This is a genomic window from Acinetobacter tandoii DSM 14970 = CIP 107469, assembly GCF_000400735.1.
Classification (GTDB): Bacteria; Pseudomonadota; Gammaproteobacteria; order Pseudomonadales; family Moraxellaceae; genus Acinetobacter; species Acinetobacter tandoii.
In genome coordinates this window covers 311,202-332,785 of record NZ_KE007365.1, presented here as the reverse complement: position 1 = coordinate 332,785, position 21,584 = coordinate 311,202, and the positions used below count along the sequence as shown (strand labels likewise).

Sequence of the window (21,584 nt, the reverse complement as noted above, 5' to 3'; positions counted from 1 at the left end):
GAAATTCCTTATCAACTCAAATTATGTTAGTGTACAGGTACACGGTAAATTTATAGCTTTTTTTAGGTAGTTGCAATGCAAACAAGTGTACATTGGCTAGAGAATGTTGCTTTTGAAGCGAAATCAGAAAGTGGCCATAGTGTGGTGATGGATGGATCCCCAGAGTATGGTGGTGAAAACCGTGGACCACGTCCCATGGAGCTTATATTAATGGGACTTGGTGGGTGTGCTTCCTTCGATATTGTGACCATTTTGAAAAAATCTCGTCAAGATGTGACAAATGTTGTATGTCAACTTAAGGCAAAACGTGCCGATAGTATTCCTGCGGTGTTTACCAAAATCCATTTACACTTCGTGGTGACAGGTACTGCGGTGAAGGAAAAACAGGTTGCGAAGGCTGTCGAACTCTCTGCAGAAAAGTACTGTTCAGCAAGTAAAATGTTGTCTGATGGTGGTGTAGAAATTACCCATGATTTTGAAATTATAGAAGCTGTATAAGCCTGAGAAAGCTGGTGATTCATCAGCTTTTTTTTGACTTTAAATATACTGCTTGCATTCGAATATGCAACAAAACACTTTTAGAATTTGGTTTTAATTGGGTCAATTTTTTAGATAGAGAAAAATTACATCAATACTCTTGAAAATAAAAATAATCAGACCAATATTATAACTAACCTCTATAATATTTTTCAATTTAAGATATTGAAAAATATATAAAAATTTATTTGAAATCTAAAAATAAGTTCCCATATATCTTACAAGTTAAAAATTTGTTGTGAGGAATAACAAGAATGCGTTTTGAAAAATTTACAAACCGCCTACAGCAAGCCCTTTCTGATGCTCAATCCTTGGCAATGGGGAAAGATCATACCTCCATTGACGGCATTCATGTGCTATCGACTTTATTAGAAGAAGCTTCGAATGCCAGTATTTTGCAACAGGCGGGGGCAAATCTACGTGAATTGCAAACCAAGTTGCAACAAGCATTGAAAGATGCACCTACGCTCGCTAACCCAACTGGTGAAATTAACCTTAGCCCAGAATCAGTTAAAGCGCTGAATTTGGCAGATAGTTACGCCCAAAAAGCTGGAGATGAGTTTCTATCTACTGATTGGGTGTTAATAGGTTTAGCGGAAGTTGGCGCAACCAAGTCTTTATTCAATAGCGTAGGTGTAACTAGTGATAGCCTACGTAAAGTGGTTAATAAAATTCGAGGGGATGAAAAGGTCATGAGTAATAATCATGAAGATCAACGTGACTCATTGAATAAATACACGATAGACCTGACTGAACGAGCCTTAGCAGGCAAACTTGATCCTGTTATTGGGCGTGATGATGAAATTCGTCGTACGATTCAGGTGTTGTCTCGTCGTACCAAAAACAACCCCGTACTGATTGGTGAACCAGGGGTGGGTAAAACGGCCATTGTTGAAGGTTTGGCACAGCGTATAGTGAATGGTGAAGTACCTGAAAGTTTGAAAGGTAAACGTGTTCTCTCTTTAGACTTAGGTTCTTTACTTGCGGGTGCGAAATATCGTGGCGAATTTGAGGAGCGCTTAAAAGCTGTTCTTAAAGATTTAGCCAAACATGAAGGTGACATTATCCTATTTATTGATGAACTGCACACCCTTGTAGGTGCAGGGAAAGGTGATGGGGCAATGGATGCAGGGAATATGTTGAAACCTGCTTTGGCACGTGGTGAATTACGTTGTGTTGGTGCGACTACACTAGATGAATATCGCCAATACATTGAAAAAGATGCTGCACTAGAACGTCGTTTCCAAAAAGTTTTGGTAGATGAACCAAGTGTGGAAGATACCATTGCAATTTTACGTGGTTTAAAAGAGAAATATGCAACGCATCACGGTGTGCAGATTTTGGACTCTGCCATTATTGCTGCTGCAAAAATGTCGCATCGTTATATCACAGACCGTCAATTGCCAGATAAAGCCATTGATTTGATTGATGAAGCTGCATCACGTATCAAAATGGAGCTGGACTCTAAGCCTGAAGCGCTGGATAAACTTGACCGTCGTCTCATTCAGTTAAAAATGCAGCTTGAAGCCGTGAAGAAAGATGAAGATGCAGGTGCGAAAGGCGAGATTAAGCATCTTGAAGAACAAATTGCAACGGTAGAGAAAGAATATAACGACCTTGAAGAAATCTGGCGTGCCGACAAAGCTTTAGTTGAAGGCAACAAAGATATTCAAATCAAGTTGGATCAGGCGCGTATTGCTTTAGAAAAGGCACAGCGTGAGGGTGACTTGGCTGAAGCAGGTCGTCTGCAATACGGCGTGATTCCTGAGCTACAGAAGCAATTAGAGCGTATTGAGGTTGCTGAAGAAAACGAAGCACCAAAACTACTACGTAACAAAGTTACAGACAATGAAATTGCTGAAGTGGTAAGTGCTGCAACAGGTATTCCAGTCGCTAAAATGTTACAAGGTGAACGTGAAAAGCTGTTACAAATGGAAGAGTTCTTACATAACCGCGTAGTTGGACAAAATGAAGCTGTTGTAGCAGTATCGAATGCGGTTCGTCGTTCGAGAGCAGGTTTGTCTGATCCAAATCGTCCAAGTGGTTCGTTTTTGTTCCTTGGACCAACAGGTGTGGGTAAAACTGAACTTACAAAGGCATTGGCAAACTTCTTGTTTGACAGTGATGATGCGATGATTCGTATCGATATGAGTGAGTTCATGGAAAAACACTCGGTCAGTCGTTTAGTTGGTGCACCTCCAGGTTATGTTGGCTACGAAGAAGGTGGTGTATTGACTGAAGCTGTACGCCGTAAACCGTATAGTGTAGTGTTGTTTGATGAAGTTGAGAAAGCACATCCTGATGTATTCAATATCTTGCTACAGGTGTTGGATGATGGTCGTCTTACGGATTCGCAAGGTCGTGTGGTTGACTTTAAGAATACAGTGATTGTGATGACTTCTAACCTTGGTTCACAAGATGTACGTGAATTGGGTGAGGGGGCTACGGATGATGAAGTGCGTGCAGTAGTGATGAGTGCAGTTTCTCAACACTTCCGTCCAGAGTTCATTAACCGTATTGATGAAGTCGTGATTTTCCATTCGTTGAAAAAAGCACAGATTCGAGGCATTGCGGATATTCAATTGGATCGTTTACGTAGCCGTTTAGCTGAACGTGACTTGAGTTTATCTGTTGAAGATACTGCCTTCGACTTATTGATTGATGCAGGTTTTGATCCAATTTATGGTGCACGTCCATTGAAACGTGCCATTCAGCAACAAATTGAAAATCCACTGGCTCAGAAAATTCTGGCTGGAGAGTTTCAAGCTGGAGATACTATCTTGGTCAAATCAGATCATCAACATTTGCTATTTGATAAATTGAAATTAAGTTAACTTTAAGTCTAAAAAAACCAGCTTCGGCTGGTTTTTTTTACATCACAAGACTTGTATTAATTTGATATTTTGGGTCATAAACTGACAATTAAATGCATAATAGCGTGATAAGAATCACCTATAAGTCCCTTATATGTAAAATAATTATCTTTATATGGTGTTTTTGATTATACTGCGCAAACATAAGAAACACACAATATGAGATATATTCATGTCGAAAATAAAATGGGGTGTTGGTGGCGTCGTTGCAGTTGCTACATTAGCGGTAGGTGGAAATTTATATGCAGATAAAAGCTTGCAAACTTATTATCAGCAAGAAGCGAAACAACCAAGTAAAAATCTAAGCTTGAACTATCAAAACTTCCAGATGGGGGCTTTGCAAGGCAGTGCCGACTGGACAGCTGAGTTGATTCTTGATCCATGTAAGCCAAAAGAAGTGATTAAACTTACAGGGCGCGATCAGATTAAACGTAGTTGGAATGGTTACCAAATTCAATCAGATGTTAAAGTTGTACAAGCAGATAGTGCCTTGAAATCTTTAGTGAATCAACCGTTAAAGCTTAACACACATGTGAATTGGTTAGGGACAATGAAATCTACCTTGACCACCCCCGTGATTGTGCGAAATGAAGCCAAAATACAGACGCGTTTAGATCCAGTCACTTTGGAATATCGTGCGAAGCCTGTGAATGATCAATTGCAAATGCAGGACTTGAAATTAGACATTCCTAATTTGACTGTGATGGATGCAGAAACTCATTTTCAAATGACCGGTTTGAAAATTGAAACCAATCAAGGGTTGAATGGTAATTATCTCGAAGCAGGAAAAACGACGGTTCAAATGGATTTGCTGAAAATGGCAGATCGAGGTTTGAATAACCCAATAAGTGCTGAATTAAAAAATTATCGAGTTGAAGCAGAAAGTGATCTTACAGATCGCGTTTTAAATACAAAAATGGCAGTTCAAGTTGGTGAAATGAAAATGACATTTTCACCTGTCATGCAAAATGTGAAGTTTAACTTTAACGTACAGGATGTAAACCGTGCCAAACTCCAAGCGTTGTTCGACATTATTGAAAAGAGTGAGAATAGCTGTTTAGCCCAAGAGAAATTATTACAAGATTTGGAACCTGCTTTGCTTGCAGTCATTAATGAAGGTTTTAAGTTCGATTCTAGTGATAATCAAATCAAGATTGGGACAGGTGAAGCTAAAGCCAGTCTAACAGGTCGTTTTATGCCAAGCCATCAAAAGACCTTAAAAGGCATGGTCGCTATGGTGCCGAGTCTAGTTGAATATAAGGCCGATGTGCAATTTGATAAGAACATGGTCGCTTCAATCATGAATAGCATTCCGGGTAAGGCAGGTCTGTCGATGTCGGATCAAGATATTGAAACGATGCTCAGCAGTATGCAGCAATCAGGACAGCTAAAACGTGATGGTGATGTGATGAAAATGTCGATGGAATATAAATATGGCGAGAAGAAATTTTTAACAGAATGATTTTATAAAATATTTTAAAACTAAAGCTCTATCTTACCTTCGTGCGTATTAGGTGAGATAGAGTTTAATTGAGTTAGACTTAGAGATATTAATCAACAAGTTTTCTTGAGCAAGTAAATTCTTGAATTAAAGACCTGTAGGTTTATTGATAATATCTCAATGAGAAGATCAGCCTTCCCACTATGCTAGATGAAAAGGTTGAATAGATTTAGAACTTCATTACAAAAAACAGGGCTATTGGTACAGTGATCAATGCCAACATTGTACTCAACATCACGGATGTAGCTGCTTTTTCAGGATGAAGTCCTAACGTATTAGAAATAACCACAACATTACCAGCCATAGGTGTAGCAACCATTAGGGCTACAATTTGGAGTATTTGTTTGTTTACAGGAAAGATAAACATAAAAATTAAAATGCCAAAAACTGGATAAATAAGATGTTTCCAAGCCAAAGCCAATACTGAGAAAAGCCAATCTATCTCAATTTTTGAAAATTTTGCAATTGTAATCCCAATGGTCATCATTCCCAAAACGCTATATGCACCTTTAAAATTCGCCAAGAAGGAAAGGAAGACTTCATCAAATTGAATATCGAGATATTTAAAAATCATTCCTAAAAATGCAGCATAAAGAATAGGCATTTTTATGGCTTTTAAAATACTTTCTTTAATGTTCAGTGAGCCTTTAGCAGTAATCAAATAACCCACAGTAAATTCATATAGGTTAATACCAATGATAATAAAAATAGCCATGGCTATTTGTGTTTTATCAAAAATTGCAAGAATCAATGGCAATGCGAAATACCCTGTGTTACCTGTACCTGCTGCGAAGCCAAAGAGATTTACTCGGCTGTCTTTCCAAAAGCATCTTGCAAAGAGTAGCCCCGCTACAGCCATGAACGATGCCAATAAAAATGCGCCTAAAGAAAATTTGAGATAGGTCCAATTTGCTGGTGATTCGATAATTGAATAAAAAATTACGAATGGGGAAATAATATAAACAAGCAAGGTTGAAATATCTTTGGAATCTAATTCAAATTTCTTACCCACACCCCAGCCAATAATTGAGATTGTGATTAACAAGAAAACTCTGATTACAACTTCAAAAATCATTGAATAACCAACTATTGAATGTCCAAAACGGTTGCTGATGAGAATGTGTATGTGCCATAACATCCCTGCAACCAGCGGTTACCTTTAACTTCACTACGTCTATGTAAACAACGGAGGTTATTAAAAATGATGAGATCGCCAGCATTCCATGATTTCTGAATTTGATTCTCAGAAACTATTGATTTCAGTTCATATAATGCTGATTCACTGTCTTCATCTGTTGCATTAAGGTTGTGTAATGCTGCTTTAATCTCATAGTTCCCATCGACCAAGTCAAAAATTGAACTCTTTATTCGCTTATTCTGTACTTTAAATGTTTCTGGTGCTGTATGGACGAATCTTGACTCAGCTAACACACTTCTAGATTTATGACTTAATTTTTTAATTACATCCGAAATCTTTACCAAATTAGTAGCAGTTCGTTGTTCATCTACAAGACACATTAATGACAGAGTATGTGGTCTAATATTTCGAGACAAATAAGCTCCCTCGGTATGAAAGTCAAACTCTGCAATACTTACAGGAGAAATGTGGGTATTATTTTTTAAGTCCTTAGGTGTGATTTCATGTACTAATGCTCCTTTTTTTTCTTCTTTGTAAGCAAAAGGATTTAAACCACACGCTTTTGTAACCCCTAGTAGCACGAGTTCTGAGATATACCCTTTAGAATAGGGTCTTGCAGCACTGGATGGAGGTTGGCATAGCTGATCATCAATAGGTAAATTGCAAAACTCAAGTAATCCACCTCCTACTTTTAATTCATTAAGATGAATATCTCTCAAATTTAGATATTTTTGTGCTAATTTCGCACAATGTTCAATGAGCGCTGTCGAAAGGCATTCATTAATTGGGGGTAATAATTTTAATTCACTTTTCCAAGCATTAGCCAAATTCTTATCAATCTTAATTTGCATGTTTTACCTATTTCGGAATTCAATTCTTATAAAGTCTTTGGATGTGTACTATTTAAATAACCGAGAAAAATGTTGATATTTATTCTTTGGATTCTCCCTTGAATGTGAAAATATAATGAGAATGTGTTCTTAATTATCCTTCCTGTTCGTAATTAAATAATGTATTCATGCGTATTTTCAATTACATAGAGTTTTAAATATTCTCAATGAAATAATAAGAATAAAATCGGATTATTTACCAATCAGTAAAATATTATTTGTAACTGAAATAATTAATACAAATCAAGGTCTATATTTAAGATTTATTAATCAATTAAGTCATTGGCAAATTATTTAAAATACTAGGATTAGTTATGCATTTTTTGCATAGGTTTCTACTTTTTTTCATTATTAATTTTCTTTTAATTTGTTTAAATTCCATCCATTGTTTCTGAATCAAATAGGATTTGATTTTGATGAAATTAGATTAAAGCTATATTTTTCAATACCTTGCTTTGTCGTTTTTAAGGTTGTAAAAGGACATTTGATATGAATCAGAAAAAACTGCTGAAGTTTATTCTTATTGCCATGGTTTTAGGCATCGTTATTGGTTGCATCTTCCACTATTATTTAACACCTGTTCAAGCCGAAAATATTGCGTCATATTTCAAAATTTTAACCGATGTATTTTTAAGATTAATTAAAATGATCATCGCTCCATTGGTGTTTGCAACGATTGTTTCAGGCATTATCTCAATGGGTAAATCCTCAGCTTTAGGTAAAATCACCTTAAAGGCAATGAGTTGGTTTATTGGTGCATCATTCATCTCTCTTTTATTGGGTTTAGGACTCGCTAATTTTTTCCAAACAGGCGTTGGAATGAATTTACCTATTCCGACTGCTCCAGTCGATGTAGGGGTTAGCGCAACAAACCTCAGTTTGCAAACCTTCATTACTCATATATTTCCAAAAAGCTTTGCTGAAGCGATGGCGAATAATGAGATTCTTCAGATTCTTATCTTCTCTATATTTTTCGGTTCAGCGTTGGCTTACGTTAATCATCTGCAAAAAGATGGCTCTATCATCGGTAAGATGATTGATGAATTAAGCTTGGTAATGTTTAAGATTACTGATTACGTAATGACGTTTGCCCCAATTGCTGTTTTTGCTGCTGTTGCAGGAGCAATTACTGTGAAAGGTCCAAAGATTATTCTTGATTATGGCTCGTTCATGGCTGAGTTTTATGCCAGCTTATTTATTCTCTGGACAGTTATCATCACGGCTGGATTTATCTTTTTGAAAAAGGATGTGTTCAGATTGTTAAAAACAATCCGTGAACCTGTTGTTTTGGGTTTTGCTACAGCGAGTAGTGAGTCTGCATATCCAAAATTGATGGAATCTTTAGAGAAGTTTGGAGTTCCTAAGCGAATCACTAGCTTTGTTTTACCATTAGGTTATTCTTTCAACCTTGATGGTTCGATGATCTATATGACATTTGCCGTATTATTTATCGCACATGCATATAATATCGACCTTAGTCTTTCTCAACAATTGTTAATGCTTTTGACTCTAATGATTACCAGTAAGGGTATTGCGGGTGTTTCTCGTGCTTCACTGGTTGTTATTGCTGCTACATTGTCTATGTTTAAACTTCCAGAAGCAGGGTTATTACTTATCCTTGCAGTTGATCACTTCCTTGATATGGGTCGCACAGCAACCAATATTATCGGTAATAGTGTAGCAACGGCTGTTATTGCTAAGACAACAAAGTTGGATGAGGAAGAACTTCCAAGCCCGATTGTTGTAGATGCACCACAAAGTGAAAAGCTTTAGTATTGGCTGCTCACTAAAAAATTACTTCTAAAAAAAGACCGCTTTAGCGGTCTTTTTTAACTGAAAGATTAGACTGGGTGATGCTGAATTTTCCAAGCGCGATGGATTTTTTGATTGCGCTTGAAGTCAGGCCCAATGGTTTCTTGGGTGATTTCTTGCACATTAAACATCGCTTCAATTTCTTCATCTAGCTCGAAACCACGGTAGTTGTTCGAGAAGTAAAGCGTTCCTTCAGTGGTTAAACGGTTCATAGCACGTTTCAGTAGAGACACGTGATCACGCTGTACATCAAAGGTGCCGTAGAATTTCTTCGAATTCGAGAAGGTTGGTGGATCGATGAAAATCAAGTCATATTGTTCATGACCTTCTTTGAGCCATTCAAAACAGTCGCTAGCAAAGAACTGATGCTGTTCATCGGCATGATCGACGGTTAAACCATTTAAGACGAAGTTTTCTTTTGACCAGTTCAGATATGTATTCGACAAATCCACACTAGTGGTACTTGCAGCACCGCCTAAAGCAGCATGTAAGCTTGCTGTTGAGGTATAGCTATACAAGTTTAGGAAGTGCTTACCACGCGCTTCTTTGGCAATACGCAAACGAATTTGACGGTGATCGAGGAACAGGCCTGTATCAAGATAATCCGTCATGTTGACTAAAATTTTCGCTTGACCTTCTTGCACGATAAAACGTTTAGATGCCGTACTTTGCTTGGTGTACTGATTTTTACCTTCTTGACGCGCACGGGTCTTGATGAAGATCGCATCACGTCCAAGGCCTGTTACGGCACGAATCGCAGCTAAAGCCAAGTTAAAACGCTTTTTGGCTTTTTCAGGATCAATGCTTTTTGGTGGCGCGTATTCTTGCACATGCAGACGGTCGCCATACAAGTCAACAGCTACATTAAAATCAGGTAAGTCGGCATCATATAAACGTAAACAGAAAATGCCTTCTTTTACTGCCCATTTTTTCAAGGTCTGCATGTTTTTCTGTAAGCGATTGGTAAAGTCTTCTGCACCTTCAATTGGGTCAAATTGCAGGGGTTGCCAAGTTTCAAGGAATGGCTTCACCACGGTTGCAGGCTTAATCTTGCCTAAGCGGATATAGATTGGCAATTTACCATTCATCAAACGCATGGTTTGCGGATCACTAAATGCCATCACGTCCGCTTGTTCAACGGCTGCTGCGATCACAGCGGCAGTTTGATTCGGGAAGTTCTTTTGTAATAATGCAGATAGACCTAAATACAATGCACGGTTCGATGCTTTATCGCCCAAACGCTCACCATAAGGAGGGTTTGTGACGATAAAGGCTGTTTTATTGCCGACTTCAAAATCTGGCCAGTCAGAAAGGGTGCGTTCTTCAATCTGAATTTGGTCGAGCAGGCTCTCAAAACCCGCAGCAATAATATTTTGTTTAGTTGCCTTTACTGCTTCCCAGTCTGCATCAAAAGCATAAAACTTTGGTAAAGGTTGAGCTAGACCTTGTTGATGACGTTCAGCAGCTTCCGCTTTAATTGACATCCATAACTCATGGTTATGACCATTCCAACCATTAAAACCAAAACGACGCACTAAACCAGGGGCACGGTCAGTCAACAACATTAAAGATTCAATAATGAAAGTACCCGAACCACACATTGGGTCCAAGATAATGTCTGGTCGTAATTGTTGAAGTTTGGCTTTTTGCAAAATTGCAGCCGCCAAGTTTTCTTTGATTGGGGCATCCGTCATATAACGACGATAACCACGTTTATGTAAAGAATCGCCCGATAAGTCTAAGCAATAAGTATGTTCAGTTTTACCTGCAAGGACGTATAGAGTAATTTCAGGTTGCTTGGTATCAATGCTTGGTCGACGACCAACAGCTTCCATGAATGAGTCCACTACACCATCTTTAACACGTAAAGTCGCGAATTGGCTGTTCACCATAATTTCGCGTTCAACGTGCAAACGGATAGCAAAAGTACTTTGTGGTGCAAAAATAAGTGACCAGTCAAAGCTGATCGCACCTTCATACAGTTCTTCAGCAACATCACGCGCATCATGGCTGCGTTCAAGTTCATGGGTATGAATAGGGAGCAGAACACGTGAAGCCAAACGTGACCACATGCAAATACGATAGGCTTGTTCTAGCGTGCCTTTAAAAACTAAACGCCCTGGAAAGCGTTCAATTTGTTCGATGCCTAGACCTTGTAATTCTTCTTGGAGTAAGGTTTCTAGCCCATCTGCACATGTGACCCAATAGTTGCTTAAACGGGAAGAGCTATTCATAAATTAGATAGACCAAGATTTAAAAAAATACTTGGCAAAGTTTAACTGATTTTGGCTTTGAAAGCTTTTTAAATTGCGTGTTTGCATAAGCAGATCATAAAAAAATGCACTTTTAACGACTTGGTTCTCAAAATTGGTATGTATTTTGCTAAGTTAAGTACATTAAATGGCGATGTGCATTTAAAATTTCACTTTATTTGCGCAATCTGCTGTGAAGTCATTATTCGTATTAAATTCAATAAAACTGGGGGATTGAAAAAGATGTCTAATCATGGATTCGTTGCTCATCCTGAGGCTTTTTCCGCTGCAACTTTAATTTATACGCGTTTGCGTCGTGTGTCGGGGCGTGTCATTGATGCGATGTACCTCGCTGAAAATAAGGATTATGCCCGTCATGTGGTCGATTTGGCTTTGGCAACAGGAGATACAGAGTTAGCTCGTCAGGCTGAACGCTTAAGAAGTTTCATGGATTTGGATACAGTGATTGAACCAGAGGTAGTGGCTGAAACCGTAGTTGAGCCGACACAGTATCGTGAGAATGAAGTGACCGAGGAAGAAATTTATCGTGCACAGGTACATCATCACTATATTGGTGCATTACGCTAAATCTTGTTGCAGATTGGTTTACTTATCATCTTGTTTAAGCCAATCACCTTAAAACTCAAATTTCTGGTGATTGGTAGACTCAGTGTTGAGTGGTAAATTTTGTTTAAATTATCTTATTGAAATAATGCATAGGAAAATAAGAAGCCATTTTAAATATCGTCAAATTTTCTGTTGAGTGCCGAAAACTTCATCTGCCAAATTGGGGGAATCTCTGTATAATACGTTAACTTAACGTATAAGGAATCTCTCATGCACTTGGCGGAATTGCATACTCCGAGTCAGATTCAACTCAATAAAGAAGGAAATTTAAAGCATTTCCTGACCATCGAAGGGCTATCTAAAGCCACACTCACGAAAATATTGGACACGGCGCAGTCCTTTTTTAATGACCAAAATCAGTTGATTACTAACAACTTGCTTGAAGGTCGTACGGTGATGAACCTGTTTTTTGAAAACTCAACTCGTACTCGTACAACATTTGAAGCGGCAGCGAAGCGTTTATCTGCAAATGTATTGAATATTGATATTGCGCGCTCAAGTACGTCCAAAGGTGAAACCTTACGCGACACGCTTTGGAATTTAGAAGCGATGGCGGCAGACATCTTTGTGGTGCGTCATTCATCTTCTGGTGCAGCACATTTCATTGCTCAGACAGTTTGTCCGCATGTCGCAATTATCAACGCGGGGGACGGACGTCATGCGCATCCAACCCAAGCCATGTTAGACATGTTAACCATTCGCCGTGAAACCAAAAAGCCATTTGAAGAACTAAGTGTGGCGATTATTGGTGATATTAAACATTCGCGTGTGGCGCGTTCAGATATTGCTGCTTTACAGACTTTAGGTTGTAAAGATATTCGTGTGATTGCTCCAAATACATTATTACCGTATGGCTTTGAAGAATATGGTGCAGGTGTTCGTCTATTTAATAAAATGGATGAAGGTGTGAAGGATTGTGATGTGATCATTACCCTGCGTATTCAAAATGAACGTATTGATTCACCCGCATTATCTTCGCAGTCTGAATTTTACAAAATGTTTGGTTTGAACAAAGAACGTTTAGCATTGGCGAAACCTGATTGTATCGTGATGCATCCTGGTCCAATGAACCGCGGTGTTGAAATTGATTCAAGTATTGCAGATGGCCCGCAATCAGTAATCTTAAATCAGGTCACCAACGGTATTGCGGTACGTATGGCTGTTTTAGCCTTATCAATGCAAGGTCAATTACAAGAACAAGGTCTATTAGAAGCGATTGCGGGATAAGGGAAAGTCATGAGTATTGTAAAAATTGAAAATGTCCGTGTCTTAGACCCAATTCAGCAAAGCGACTCGGTGCTAACAGTTTATTTAGAACAGGGTAAATTGGTTTCCGCTACAGATGAAGTTGAAGTTACCTTAGATGGTCAAGGCAAATGGTTAATGCCAACCATGGTCGATTTGTGTGCGCGTTTACGTGAACCAGGTCAGCAGCAGCATGGTACGCTCAAGTCGGAAGGTAAGGCTGCACGTGAGAATGGTATTCTGCATGTGTTTACGCCACCAGATTCAAAGCCAATTGTGCAAGATAATGGTGCTTTGATTCATGGTCTGGTTGAAAAAGCCATGTTAGATGGTGGTATTTACCTTCAGGTGATTGGTGCGCAAACCCAAGGTTTAAAAGGTCAACAACCTGCGAACATGGCAGCTTTGAAAAAAGGTGGTTGTACCGCGGTTTCAAATGCCAATGCACCTTTTGCGAATGATGATGTGGTCATTCGTACATTGGAATATGCAGCAGGTCTTGGTTTAACTGTTGTGTTCTATGCAGAAGAACCACAAATTGCCAAAGATGGCTGTGTGCACGAAGGTTTTATTGCCTCACGCCAAGGTTTGCCAATGATTCCAGCTTTGGCTGAAACGGTAGCGATTGCTAAGTATTTACTCATGATTGAAGCAACGGGTGTAAATGCACACTTTAGCTTGCTGTCATGTGGTGCTTCGGTGGAGTTAATCAAGATTGCCAAAGAAAAAGGCTTACCCGTAACCGCTGATGTGGCGATGCATCAACTACACTTAACGGATCGTTTGATTGATGGTTTTAATGCATTGGCACATGTGCGCCCACCATTACGTTCTGATAAAGATCAAGAGCGTTTACGCCAAGGTGTAAAAGATGGTGTAATTGATGCAATTTGTACTCATCATGAACCATTAAGCAGCTCAGCAAAAATGGCACCATTTGCAGAAACTGAACCTGGTTTTACTGCATTTGATACTTATGTTTCGTTAGGTGTGCAATTGGTCAAAGAAGGTTTATTTACGCCTTTAGAATGGGTAGAGAAAGTTACTCTAGCACCTGCCAAAGTTGCGAATATGCAAGAGCGTTGGGAACAAGAAGCGGGATGGGTATTGGTTGACCCAGAAATACAGTGGACTTTAACCAAAGAAAGCATTCTTTCACAAGGTAAAAATACCCCATTAATTAATCAGACTTTAACAGGAAAAGTACTGCAAACTTTTCATGCCTAATTTTTGAGTGTTATAAAAAGCCAGCAATCGCTGGCTTTTTTATGCCTAAAAATTTGAGATAGATCAAAGGGTGTATAAAATACAATAATTTACACTGTATAAAAATTGAACATATAAACTAACTTAATAAAATAACAAAAGAATAAGAGGGCAGGAAATGCTGACCAATATCATTGAATTACTACAGCAACAAGTCACACCTATAGTTCTGCAATCTGAGACAGAGCATTTGCTGGAAAAAAAGCATGCTCTAGATAATTTTTATCCGATTTTACTCAGTTTATTAAAAGAAAAACCAGATTATATTACCGAGTTACAGAACCATCTTAATCCCAGATTGAGTGATCTTTTTAAGACACATCAATCACTTAAGGAAAAATTTATTGAAGCAATTGGTGCGACAGCACCGCCATCTGAAATTGAAGAAACATTGAATCATGCGATTGCACCGACTTTGGGGGTTTTAGAGACACAGGCAGGCTCAAATGATCAGCATGCCATAGAGCATTTTTTACTTAATCACAATACGGACATTGCTGTAGCGTTACCTTTGTGGGCTAAACCACTACTTGCCGCACTAGGTGTGAATACACTAGTTGGTCAAACTTTAAATCAAAGCCCAAGTAATGCTTCATATATTGGTGCAAAGAGACAAAACCGTTGGTGGATACCTGTTTTATTTATTGTCGCATTGGGTTTGATCTGTGCTTTACTTTTTAAAATGTGCAGCCGAGTTGAACAGCCTACGACTGTGGCAGATAGTTCGAATGTTCCCAGTCAACCAGCAAAATTTCAGTTAACCACTGGACAAGAAGGAATGTTGGTGACATGTCAGATCTTCACATCAAATAAGTCGTATATTGATATTTTACAAGCAGAAGTGAAACAGATATTTGCACATCCCGTTGGATGTGGTGTTGATGACAACAATCAATTACACGAAAACTTTATCGATCAGGATGCAATACCTAGTGTCTTGAAAATCATCAAAGGAACGCCAAATGTATCAATTACTTGGTTGGGTGATCAATTGTCGATTCAAACCGAAAGTAATACAACCGCAATAGAGCTAGCCCAAAAAATTCGACCGTTAGTTAAAAATATGCAAATAGTGATGCAGAAACCTATAGACGTAAACCAAGTGGTGGGTCGTAGCGTGAGTGATGCTGAAAAAGCATTGGCGAGTTTAAATCCGGAGCATGTACGAGCCTTAGACGTGGCGACGGCACTGAATTTACAAATCATCAATTTTGAACCTGATTCAAGTGAAATTCCTGAAATTAATAAATCGATTTTAGATCAAGCGGCTGCATTAATTCGGCGTGCACCGCAAGTTAATCTGGTGATAGAAGGGCATACCGATAACGTAGGTACTGCACAAGACAATAAAGAGCTGTCAGTGAAACGTGCGCAAGCTGTTATGGATTATTTAATTAAACAAGGGGTTGATCCAGCTAAATTGCAAGCTGTGGGTATCGGGGCTGAAAAACCTATTACTGAAAATAGTACACCTGAGGGGCAGTTTAAAAATCGTAGAATTGAATTTACTGTGCTGAATACTGAAACGGGTAAGGCACGCCAAGTGAACGAGCAAGGTGTGAATACTGAAGGGTATTAAGACAAAAATTTAATGCAAATAGAGAGCATATCTCATTTATGGTTATACTCTTCACTTTGTATATGGTGCTGCTTAGAAGAAATATGGAAAAGTTTTGTAAATCCAATGCCTTAGTCAAGTGAATATTAAGAATATTGGTCTAATATAAGAACTTGTGCAGTATCAATAAAAAACCAAGATGAGAGTATATTGATGAGACGATCTATACATCTAGAGAAGCATAATTTAGAAAAAACGGGTTGGTTACGTGCGGCAGTTTTGGGAGCGAATGATGGCATAATTTCAGTCACCAGTCTGGTAATTGGTATTGTGGCAAGTGGTGCAGGGCAACAAACCATTCTGATTACTTGCTTAGCAGGATTGATTTCGGGTGCCATTTCTATGGCTGCGGGGGAATACATTTCGGTTAAGTCGCAAGCTGATATTGAAGAAGCTGATCTAGCATTAGAGAAACGTGAATTAGAAAATAATCCAGAACAAGAATTAAGAGAATTAACCCAAATTTATATTCATCGTGGTTTAGATGAAAAGTTGGCACATGAGGTCGCAATTCAGTTAACAGCACATGATTCTTTGGCAGCACATGCCCGCGATGAAATTGGTATTATTGAAATGACTGCAGCAAAACCAGTACAAGCTGCTTTGTCTTCGGCTTTATCATTTTCGATTGGAGCCGCCATTCCATTATTGGCTGTGCTTATGGCCCCACAGCATTATTTAGCCAGTGCAATTGTGATTGTGTCTATTTTTGCTTTAGTGAGCTTGGGCGCATTAGCAAGCTATACCGCAGGCTCATCCATTTGGAAAGGGGCTTTAAGAGTGCTGTTTTGGGGATGCTTCGCTATGCTCATTACCAGTGTCATCGGGTCATTGTTTAATGTAAACGTCACATAACGAATAAAGTCTACAATATGAGTTTACTTTCCGACGAAATGCAATTCAAGCCTGAGTAAATTATTTGCCATTCGATAAAAATATGATAATTATAATGCAATGTATCTAATCATCTGGATGCATCGATGTTTCAGGACTGAAACAAGCGTGAGACAGAAAAAATTAAACAAGGAGTTTAAAATGTTTCAATTACTCAGAAAGTTACTTTGTTTCCACATTTATGAATATGAACAAATGCAGGAAATAGGTGAGCATCTGGAATGTAGAAAATGCGGTGATAACAAAACCTCCTAGTCTTGGAATTGTTCTAACTAAATCCGAAGTGAGTTAATCATTTCGGATTTTGTACATTTGGCATTCGTGAAATTGATCCGTTTATTTTTCAATAAATTTATTTTCTCATCCCTTAAAGCCGTTACAATATTTTTATCCTGTGTTAATTAATTCACTATGTCTAAAGATTTTCAAAAACAAACGTATATTGTAGATGACCAACTTGCGGATACATTGACATGGTTGTGCCATCATCAAGACTGTTATGAACGTTTTGAATATGATGCGGTAGCCGAACAGTTAACTGTTTTCCACGCCAATGGCGCCGATATTATTCGAAAAGGGGATTATCTCACTGCGCAATACGGCATTCTGATTACCGCGCATAATTTTGCTGGTTAAGCTGCTGATCATTGATTCAGGAATATAAAAATCTTAAATCAAATTCAAATAAAAAAGCCAATTCATAGAACTGGCTTTTTTATTAAGCTTCACAACTTGAGAAGGCTGATTAGCCTGCCATTGCATCTACTGAAAGTTCAGAAACAGTCGGTTTTGCTTTTTCAGCAACTAAGCCTAATTTATTAAATAATTGCTTGTCGCGACCTTCACCTGCATTTGGTGTAGTCAGTAATTTTTCACCCGAGAACAGTGAGTTCGCACCTGCCATAAATGCCAATGCTTGGTCTGAATCAGACAAGGATTCACGACCCGCAGAAAGACGAATATAGCTTTTTGGCATAATAATACGTGCAACAGCAATGGTACGAATCCACTCAGTGACATCAAGTTTTTCAACATCTGCCAATGGCGTGCCTTCAATCGGAACAAGCATGTTAATTGGCACTGATTCTGGCTGAATAGGCAAAGTCGCAAGTTCAAGTAATAGACCAATACGATCGGCAGTGTCTTCCCCCAAACCCACAATACCACCACTACACACTTTCATGCCTGCACCACGTACATATTCAAGCGTGTTTAAACGATCATCGAAAGTACGGGTACTGATGATATTTGAATAATACTCACGCGAAGTATCAAGGTTGTGGTTATAGTAATCTAAACCTGCATCTTTTAAACGTTCAGCTTGAGACTGGTTTAACATGCCTAAGGTCATGCAAGTTTCTAAACCTAAAGCTTTTACTTCACGAACCATTTCAAGCACATAAGGCATATCACGCTCATGTGGGTTACGCCATGCAGCACCCATACAGAAGCGAGAAGAACCTGACTCTAATGCTTCTTTGGCTTCTCTAATAACCTTTTCTACTGCAATACGCTTTTCTGCTTCTAGTTTTGAATCATAACGAGCAGATTGAGAACAGTATTTGCAATCTTCAGGGCATTTGCCTGTTTTAATTGATAATAAAGTGCTGACTTGAATGGTATTGGCATCGAAATGCTCACGATGAACTTTCTGAGCTTGGAAAATCAAGTCTAAAAAAGGTTGTTCGTATAAAGCTTGAATTTCTTCACGCGTCCAATCATTACGTACAGTCATTCTAGGAAGTCCATCATCTGTATTCTTTATTGGCTTTTATCATACAGATTTCGTGCCAAAACCAAAGGCAAAAAAAACCAAAACTTATAGTATCTGACGATTAAAATATGGCGATGTAATGAATGATTAGATAGAAGATTTAGTCACAAAGTCAGCTATTTTTAGTGAGTATTCCATGCAAAGTTTTTGTTTGATCCAATAAATTTTGTGCCAAACACGTGACTATCCTTTTTATAAAACAATAACTTTGCAAAGAACTGTAAATATAACAGTTTTATGTTGACGGCAGATTCATGATTTTAAACTGATTGTGATTTAATCAATTGTTCCTGAATGGCCCAATCAATATGGACTTGCACAATATCATCATGCAAGTGACGAGTTTCATGCAAAGTTTGTAGAATTAACCTAGAAAATGGTGCATTTCCCAAACCAATTGCAATATTACGCATAAAACTTTGATAGCCTGTGCGCCGTATTGGGCTGCCTTCGGTATTGCTTAAAAAAGTTGCTTCATCCCAGTGCCATAAATCTAATAAAGTGACCCGATCTAGATCATGGCGTGGATTAAAATCTTCAATACTGGCTTTTTGCGCAAAACTGTTCCAAGGGCAAATCAGTTGACAGTCATCACAACCAAAAACCCGATTGCCGATTCCACGTCTGAGTTCTTCTGGAATAATGCCTTTATATTCAATGGTCAAATAAGCAATACATTTACGTGCATCAAGCATATAGGGTTCTACAATGGCTTGTGTCGGGCAGATATCAATACAAGCGGTACAGGAGCCACAATGTTTTGTGGTTGGACCATCAAAAGGTAAATCAAGAGAAGTAAACAATTCCCCTAAAACAAAAAATGAACCTGATTTTTTATGAATGAGTAAAGTATGTTTGCCTGTCCAACCCATCCCTGCATTTTCTGCCAAAGACTTTTCAAAAATGGGTGCAGAATCTGCAAAAGGACGGGATTCAAAATCTCCCACACGTTCCCGAATTCGTGTTGCCAATGTTTTTAGACGGCCACGCATAATTTTATGATAATCCCGCCCACGTGCATAACGCGCAATAATGGCGGCATTCGGCTCATTGGGAACGTAACGTGGTTTGGGGGTTTCGACCAAATAGTTCATCCGAACACAAATAATGCTACGTGTGCCTGGAACCAGTAGGGTGGGGTCAGCACGCTTGTCCAAGTTTTCCTCAAGATAAGTCATATCTGCATGATAACCACGCTTTAAATATTCTTTAAAACGTTCTAATTCTGCTTGAGCATCTGGTTTGGCAATGACACAATCAGCAAAACCCAAGTCTAAAGCCTGCGTTTTGATCCATGTTTTTAGCTCTTGAAGATCAAGCTGTTGCAGTGAGATATTTGAGGAAGAAGAGGTCGAAGCCATAAACCAATAATAGGGGAAATCATGCAACGTTCAGTTTACCATAGCAGCGAAATTCAAGCATGGGAGCAACGTTGGTTTGCTCAGCAAAATTCATCATTAGGTTTAATGCGGCAAGCCGCTTGGACAATTGTGCAACAGCTATTACCACAATTCGAACAAAAGCAGATTAAAAAAATAGCGGTGTGGTGTGGGCAAGGCAATAATGCTGGGGATGGTTATTTTATTGCAGGCTACTTAAAGCAGGCTGGTTTTCAAGTCACTGCATTAACTACTGAACGTGGACCATCACCAGATTTACATCGAGCATATTTATTTGCCCAGTCGCAGAATGTGTCTTTTGTTGATATAGAAACAGGATTTTCAGAATCTAAGGTACAACAACAATTTGAATATTTTGAATGTCATGTAGATGCCTTATTTGGAATAGGACTGAACCGTGAGTTGAGTCAAGATTGGCAAAGGATTATTCACTTATTCAATGTACAAACTGGATTAAAAATAGCCGTTGATATTCCGAGTGGCTTGCAGGCGAATACAGGTCAGGCTTTACCTTGTGCCATTCAAGCCGATCAAACCTTTACTTTACTTGGCTATAAAGCAGGCTTATTTACAGGGCAAGGCAAACAATTTGTCAGTCAGTTACATTTAGTTAGCCTTATTCCTCAAGATGATGAATTACATCCCATCGCGCAGTTATCGCCTAAGAGTCTTACATTACCGCAACGACAAGCCTTCGGACATAAAGGTAGTTATGGTCACGTACTGGTGGTGGGTGGTCATGCTGATATGGGGGGAGCAGTCATCATGGCGGCAGAAGCAGCTTTTCATGCGGGGGCAGGTAAAGTCAGTGTGGTGTGTCATGCTAAGCATCACTCATCAATTTTGGCACGTGCTCCAAATATGATGCTACGCGATATTAATGCTTTAAATTCTGAGGCAATTCAACAGTTATTAAGCCATGTCGATGCTGTTTGTTTTGGTATGGGGTTGGGGCGTGATGATTGGGCTGAGCAGATTTTTCAGCAATGGTTTGAACTACTCAATCAAAGTACGCATTTAGAAGTCGTGTTGGATGCAGATGGACTTTGGTTTTTAGCGAAAGAAAAGCAAAAGTTGAATGATCATATCTATGCCACACCGCATTCGGGAGAAGCAGCAACGTTGTTGGGTTGTACAGCAGCGGATATAGAACAAGATCGTATTGCCGCGATTCATCGATTACGTGCGACTTTTGCTGGGCAATGGGTACTCAAAGGTTCAGGTAGTTTGGTTTTGGAAGATAAATTGTATATTTGTACTCAAGGTAATGCTGGCATGGGAACTGGCGGCATGGGGGATGTGCTCGCGGGGATGGTGGCGAGTTTAAAAGCTCAATTTCATAATCAAATTGCCTTACATCAAATTGTCAGTTTACATGCTCAAGCTGGTGATGTATTGGCTGAATCAGGGATGCGTGGTTTACAGGCACATGATATGGGACGAGCAATTTATTCTGTTGTGAATGGAGGTTAAAATGCAAAAAGCATTTCGGCTCATCATTTCAGGACGGGTTCAGGGCGTTGGCTATCGTCGATGGTTTTATCAGCGGGCTCAAGCTTTGGCATTAAAAGGGTATGTCAAAAATTTAGCTACAGGGGAAGTAGAGGCTTTGGTGATCACTGATGCAGAAAATCTACCTCATCTGATCGAACTGGCTTATTTAGGACCATCTCATGCAAAAGTGCAGCAGGTGAGAAGTTGTGAAGTATCACAAGCTCTCGACGTGACTGACTTTCAGATTATTCGTGAATAAACAA

General features: G+C 39.0%; 17 protein-coding genes. 12 read left to right on the top strand and 5 right to left on the bottom strand.

Annotated features, from left to right (window positions below; all coding sequences use genetic code 11):
- Nucleotides 1-75 precede the first annotated feature (75 nt).
- The 3 genes from I593_RS05430 (at nucleotide 76) to I593_RS05420 (ending at nucleotide 4,872) form a co-directional block, all read left to right on the top strand.
- Nucleotides 76-498 (top strand): OsmC family protein, encoded by a 423-nt coding sequence (locus I593_RS05430; protein WP_016166567.1) that lies wholly within the window; start codon nucleotides 76-78, stop codon nucleotides 496-498.
- 293 nt (nucleotides 499-791) lie between these two features.
- Nucleotides 792-3,371 carry an ATP-dependent chaperone ClpB gene (clpB, locus tag I593_RS05425; RefSeq protein ID WP_016166566.1) on the top strand — a complete coding sequence of 860 codons (2,580 nt, stop codon included), beginning with the start codon at nucleotides 792-794 and terminating at the stop codon, nucleotides 3,369-3,371.
- A gap of 211 nt (nucleotides 3,372-3,582) precedes the next feature.
- On the top strand, nucleotides 3,583-4,872 hold the full coding sequence (locus I593_RS05420) for a DUF945 family protein (RefSeq protein WP_016166565.1): 1,290 nt from the start codon (nucleotides 3,583-3,585) through the stop codon (nucleotides 4,870-4,872).
- A 208-nt stretch (nucleotides 4,873-5,080) separates the two neighbouring features.
- Here I593_RS05420 and I593_RS05415 read toward each other — a convergent pair whose 3' ends face one another.
- Both I593_RS05415 and I593_RS19955 read right to left on the bottom strand, forming a co-directional pair.
- Nucleotides 5,081-5,986, bottom strand: a complete 906-nt coding sequence (locus tag I593_RS05415) for an AEC family transporter (protein WP_016166564.1) — start codon at nucleotides 5,984-5,986, stop codon at nucleotides 5,081-5,083.
- 11 nt (nucleotides 5,987-5,997) lie between these two features.
- Nucleotides 5,998-6,900 (bottom strand): TauD/TfdA family dioxygenase, encoded by a 903-nt coding sequence (locus I593_RS19955; protein WP_016166563.1) that lies wholly within the window; start codon nucleotides 6,898-6,900, stop codon nucleotides 5,998-6,000.
- A 528-nt stretch (nucleotides 6,901-7,428) separates the two neighbouring features.
- On the opposite strand from I593_RS19955, the gene I593_RS05400 reads away from it, so the two are divergent.
- On the top strand, nucleotides 7,429-8,712 hold the full coding sequence (locus I593_RS05400) for a dicarboxylate/amino acid:cation symporter (RefSeq protein WP_016166562.1): 1,284 nt from the start codon (nucleotides 7,429-7,431) through the stop codon (nucleotides 8,710-8,712).
- Between the two features lie 68 nt (nucleotides 8,713-8,780).
- On the opposite strand, the gene rlmKL is transcribed toward I593_RS05400, so the two are convergent.
- A complete protein-coding gene (gene rlmKL / locus I593_RS05395) occupies nucleotides 8,781-10,985 on the bottom strand; it encodes a bifunctional 23S rRNA (guanine(2069)-N(7))-methyltransferase RlmK/23S rRNA (guanine(2445)-N(2))-methyltransferase RlmL (RefSeq protein WP_016166561.1) in 2,205 nt (734 codons plus the stop codon).
- Nucleotides 10,986-11,237: 252 nt separating this feature from the next.
- On the opposite strand from rlmKL, the gene I593_RS05390 reads away from it, so the two are divergent.
- The 6 genes from I593_RS05390 to I593_RS05365 all read left to right on the top strand — a co-directional run bounded on the left by I593_RS05390 (nucleotide 11,238) and on the right by I593_RS05365 (nucleotide 17,289).
- Entirely contained in the window at nucleotides 11,238-11,591 is a 354-nt protein-coding gene (locus I593_RS05390) for a hypothetical protein (protein ID WP_026441093.1), read from the top strand.
- Between the two features lie 249 nt (nucleotides 11,592-11,840).
- Complete coding sequence (locus I593_RS05385) at nucleotides 11,841-12,857, top strand: aspartate carbamoyltransferase catalytic subunit (protein WP_016166559.1); 1,017 nt, start codon at nucleotides 11,841-11,843, stop codon at nucleotides 12,855-12,857.
- Between the two features lie 9 nt (nucleotides 12,858-12,866).
- Nucleotides 12,867-14,102 (top strand): dihydroorotase, encoded by a 1,236-nt coding sequence (locus I593_RS05380; protein ID WP_016166558.1) that lies wholly within the window; start codon nucleotides 12,867-12,869, stop codon nucleotides 14,100-14,102.
- A gap of 157 nt (nucleotides 14,103-14,259) precedes the next feature.
- Entirely contained in the window at nucleotides 14,260-15,720 is a 1,461-nt protein-coding gene (locus tag I593_RS05375; RefSeq protein WP_016166557.1) for an OmpA family protein, read from the top strand.
- 192 nt (nucleotides 15,721-15,912) lie between these two features.
- Nucleotides 15,913-16,614, top strand: coding sequence for a VIT1/CCC1 transporter family protein (locus I593_RS05370; RefSeq protein ID WP_016166556.1), 702 nt, complete (start codon nucleotides 15,913-15,915; stop codon nucleotides 16,612-16,614).
- 450 nt (nucleotides 16,615-17,064) lie between these two features.
- Nucleotides 17,065-17,289 (top strand): hypothetical protein, encoded by a 225-nt coding sequence (locus tag I593_RS05365; RefSeq protein WP_016166554.1) that lies wholly within the window; start codon nucleotides 17,065-17,067, stop codon nucleotides 17,287-17,289.
- A 109-nt stretch (nucleotides 17,290-17,398) separates the two neighbouring features.
- Here I593_RS05365 and bioB read toward each other — a convergent pair whose 3' ends face one another.
- Together bioB and queG are read right to left on the bottom strand one after the other, a co-directional pair.
- On the bottom strand, nucleotides 17,399-18,388 hold the full coding sequence (gene bioB / locus I593_RS05360; protein ID WP_016166553.1) for a biotin synthase BioB: 990 nt from the start codon (nucleotides 18,386-18,388) through the stop codon (nucleotides 17,399-17,401).
- 299 nt (nucleotides 18,389-18,687) lie between these two features.
- The gene (queG, locus tag I593_RS05355; protein WP_016166552.1) at nucleotides 18,688-19,788 is read right to left on the bottom strand and encodes a tRNA epoxyqueuosine(34) reductase QueG; all 1,101 of its coding nucleotides are present in this window, start codon (nucleotides 19,786-19,788) and stop codon (nucleotides 18,688-18,690) included.
- Nucleotides 19,789-19,809: 21 nt separating this feature from the next.
- Here queG and I593_RS05350 point away from each other — a divergent pair, with 21 nt between their 5' ends.
- Together I593_RS05350 and I593_RS05345 are read left to right on the top strand one after the other, a co-directional pair.
- A complete protein-coding gene (locus I593_RS05350; RefSeq protein WP_016166551.1) occupies nucleotides 19,810-21,300 on the top strand; it encodes a bifunctional ADP-dependent NAD(P)H-hydrate dehydratase/NAD(P)H-hydrate epimerase in 1,491 nt (496 codons plus the stop codon).
- Nucleotide 21,301: 1 nt separating this feature from the next.
- Complete coding sequence (locus I593_RS05345) at nucleotides 21,302-21,580, top strand: acylphosphatase (protein ID WP_016166550.1); 279 nt, start codon at nucleotides 21,302-21,304, stop codon at nucleotides 21,578-21,580.
- Nucleotides 21,581-21,584 lie beyond the last annotated feature (4 nt).

What these genes read in the sequence shown, in the direction of transcription:
- I593_RS05430 (WP_016166567.1), top strand. Translation starts at nt 76, where the DNA reads ATGCAAACAAGTGTACATTGGCTAGAGAATGTTGCTTTTGAAGCGAAA.
- clpB (WP_016166566.1), top strand. Translation starts at nt 792, where the DNA reads ATGCGTTTTGAAAAATTTACAAACCGCCTACAGCAAGCCCTTTCTGAT.
- I593_RS05420 (WP_016166565.1), top strand. Translation starts at nt 3,583, where the DNA reads ATGTCGAAAATAAAATGGGGTGTTGGTGGCGTCGTTGCAGTTGCTACA.
- I593_RS05415 (WP_016166564.1), bottom strand. Translation starts at nt 5,986, where the DNA reads ATGATTTTTGAAGTTGTAATCAGAGTTTTCTTGTTAATCACAATCTCA.
- I593_RS19955 (WP_016166563.1), bottom strand. Translation starts at nt 6,900, where the DNA reads ATGCAAATTAAGATTGATAAGAATTTGGCTAATGCTTGGAAAAGTGAA.
- I593_RS05400 (WP_016166562.1), top strand. Translation starts at nt 7,429, where the DNA reads ATGAATCAGAAAAAACTGCTGAAGTTTATTCTTATTGCCATGGTTTTA.
- rlmKL (WP_016166561.1), bottom strand. Translation starts at nt 10,985, where the DNA reads ATGAATAGCTCTTCCCGTTTAAGCAACTATTGGGTCACATGTGCAGAT.
- I593_RS05385 (WP_016166559.1), top strand. Translation starts at nt 11,841, where the DNA reads ATGCACTTGGCGGAATTGCATACTCCGAGTCAGATTCAACTCAATAAA.
- I593_RS05380 (WP_016166558.1), top strand. Translation starts at nt 12,867, where the DNA reads ATGAGTATTGTAAAAATTGAAAATGTCCGTGTCTTAGACCCAATTCAG.
- I593_RS05375 (WP_016166557.1), top strand. Translation starts at nt 14,260, where the DNA reads ATGCTGACCAATATCATTGAATTACTACAGCAACAAGTCACACCTATA.
- I593_RS05370 (WP_016166556.1), top strand. Translation starts at nt 15,913, where the DNA reads ATGAGACGATCTATACATCTAGAGAAGCATAATTTAGAAAAAACGGGT.
- I593_RS05365 (WP_016166554.1), top strand. Translation starts at nt 17,065, where the DNA reads ATGTCTAAAGATTTTCAAAAACAAACGTATATTGTAGATGACCAACTT.
- bioB (WP_016166553.1), bottom strand. Translation starts at nt 18,388, where the DNA reads ATGACTGTACGTAATGATTGGACGCGTGAAGAAATTCAAGCTTTATAC.
- queG (WP_016166552.1), bottom strand. Translation starts at nt 19,788, where the DNA reads ATGGCTTCGACCTCTTCTTCCTCAAATATCTCACTGCAACAGCTTGAT.
- I593_RS05350 (WP_016166551.1), top strand. Translation starts at nt 19,810, where the DNA reads ATGCAACGTTCAGTTTACCATAGCAGCGAAATTCAAGCATGGGAGCAA.
- I593_RS05345 (WP_016166550.1), top strand. Translation starts at nt 21,302, where the DNA reads ATGCAAAAAGCATTTCGGCTCATCATTTCAGGACGGGTTCAGGGCGTT.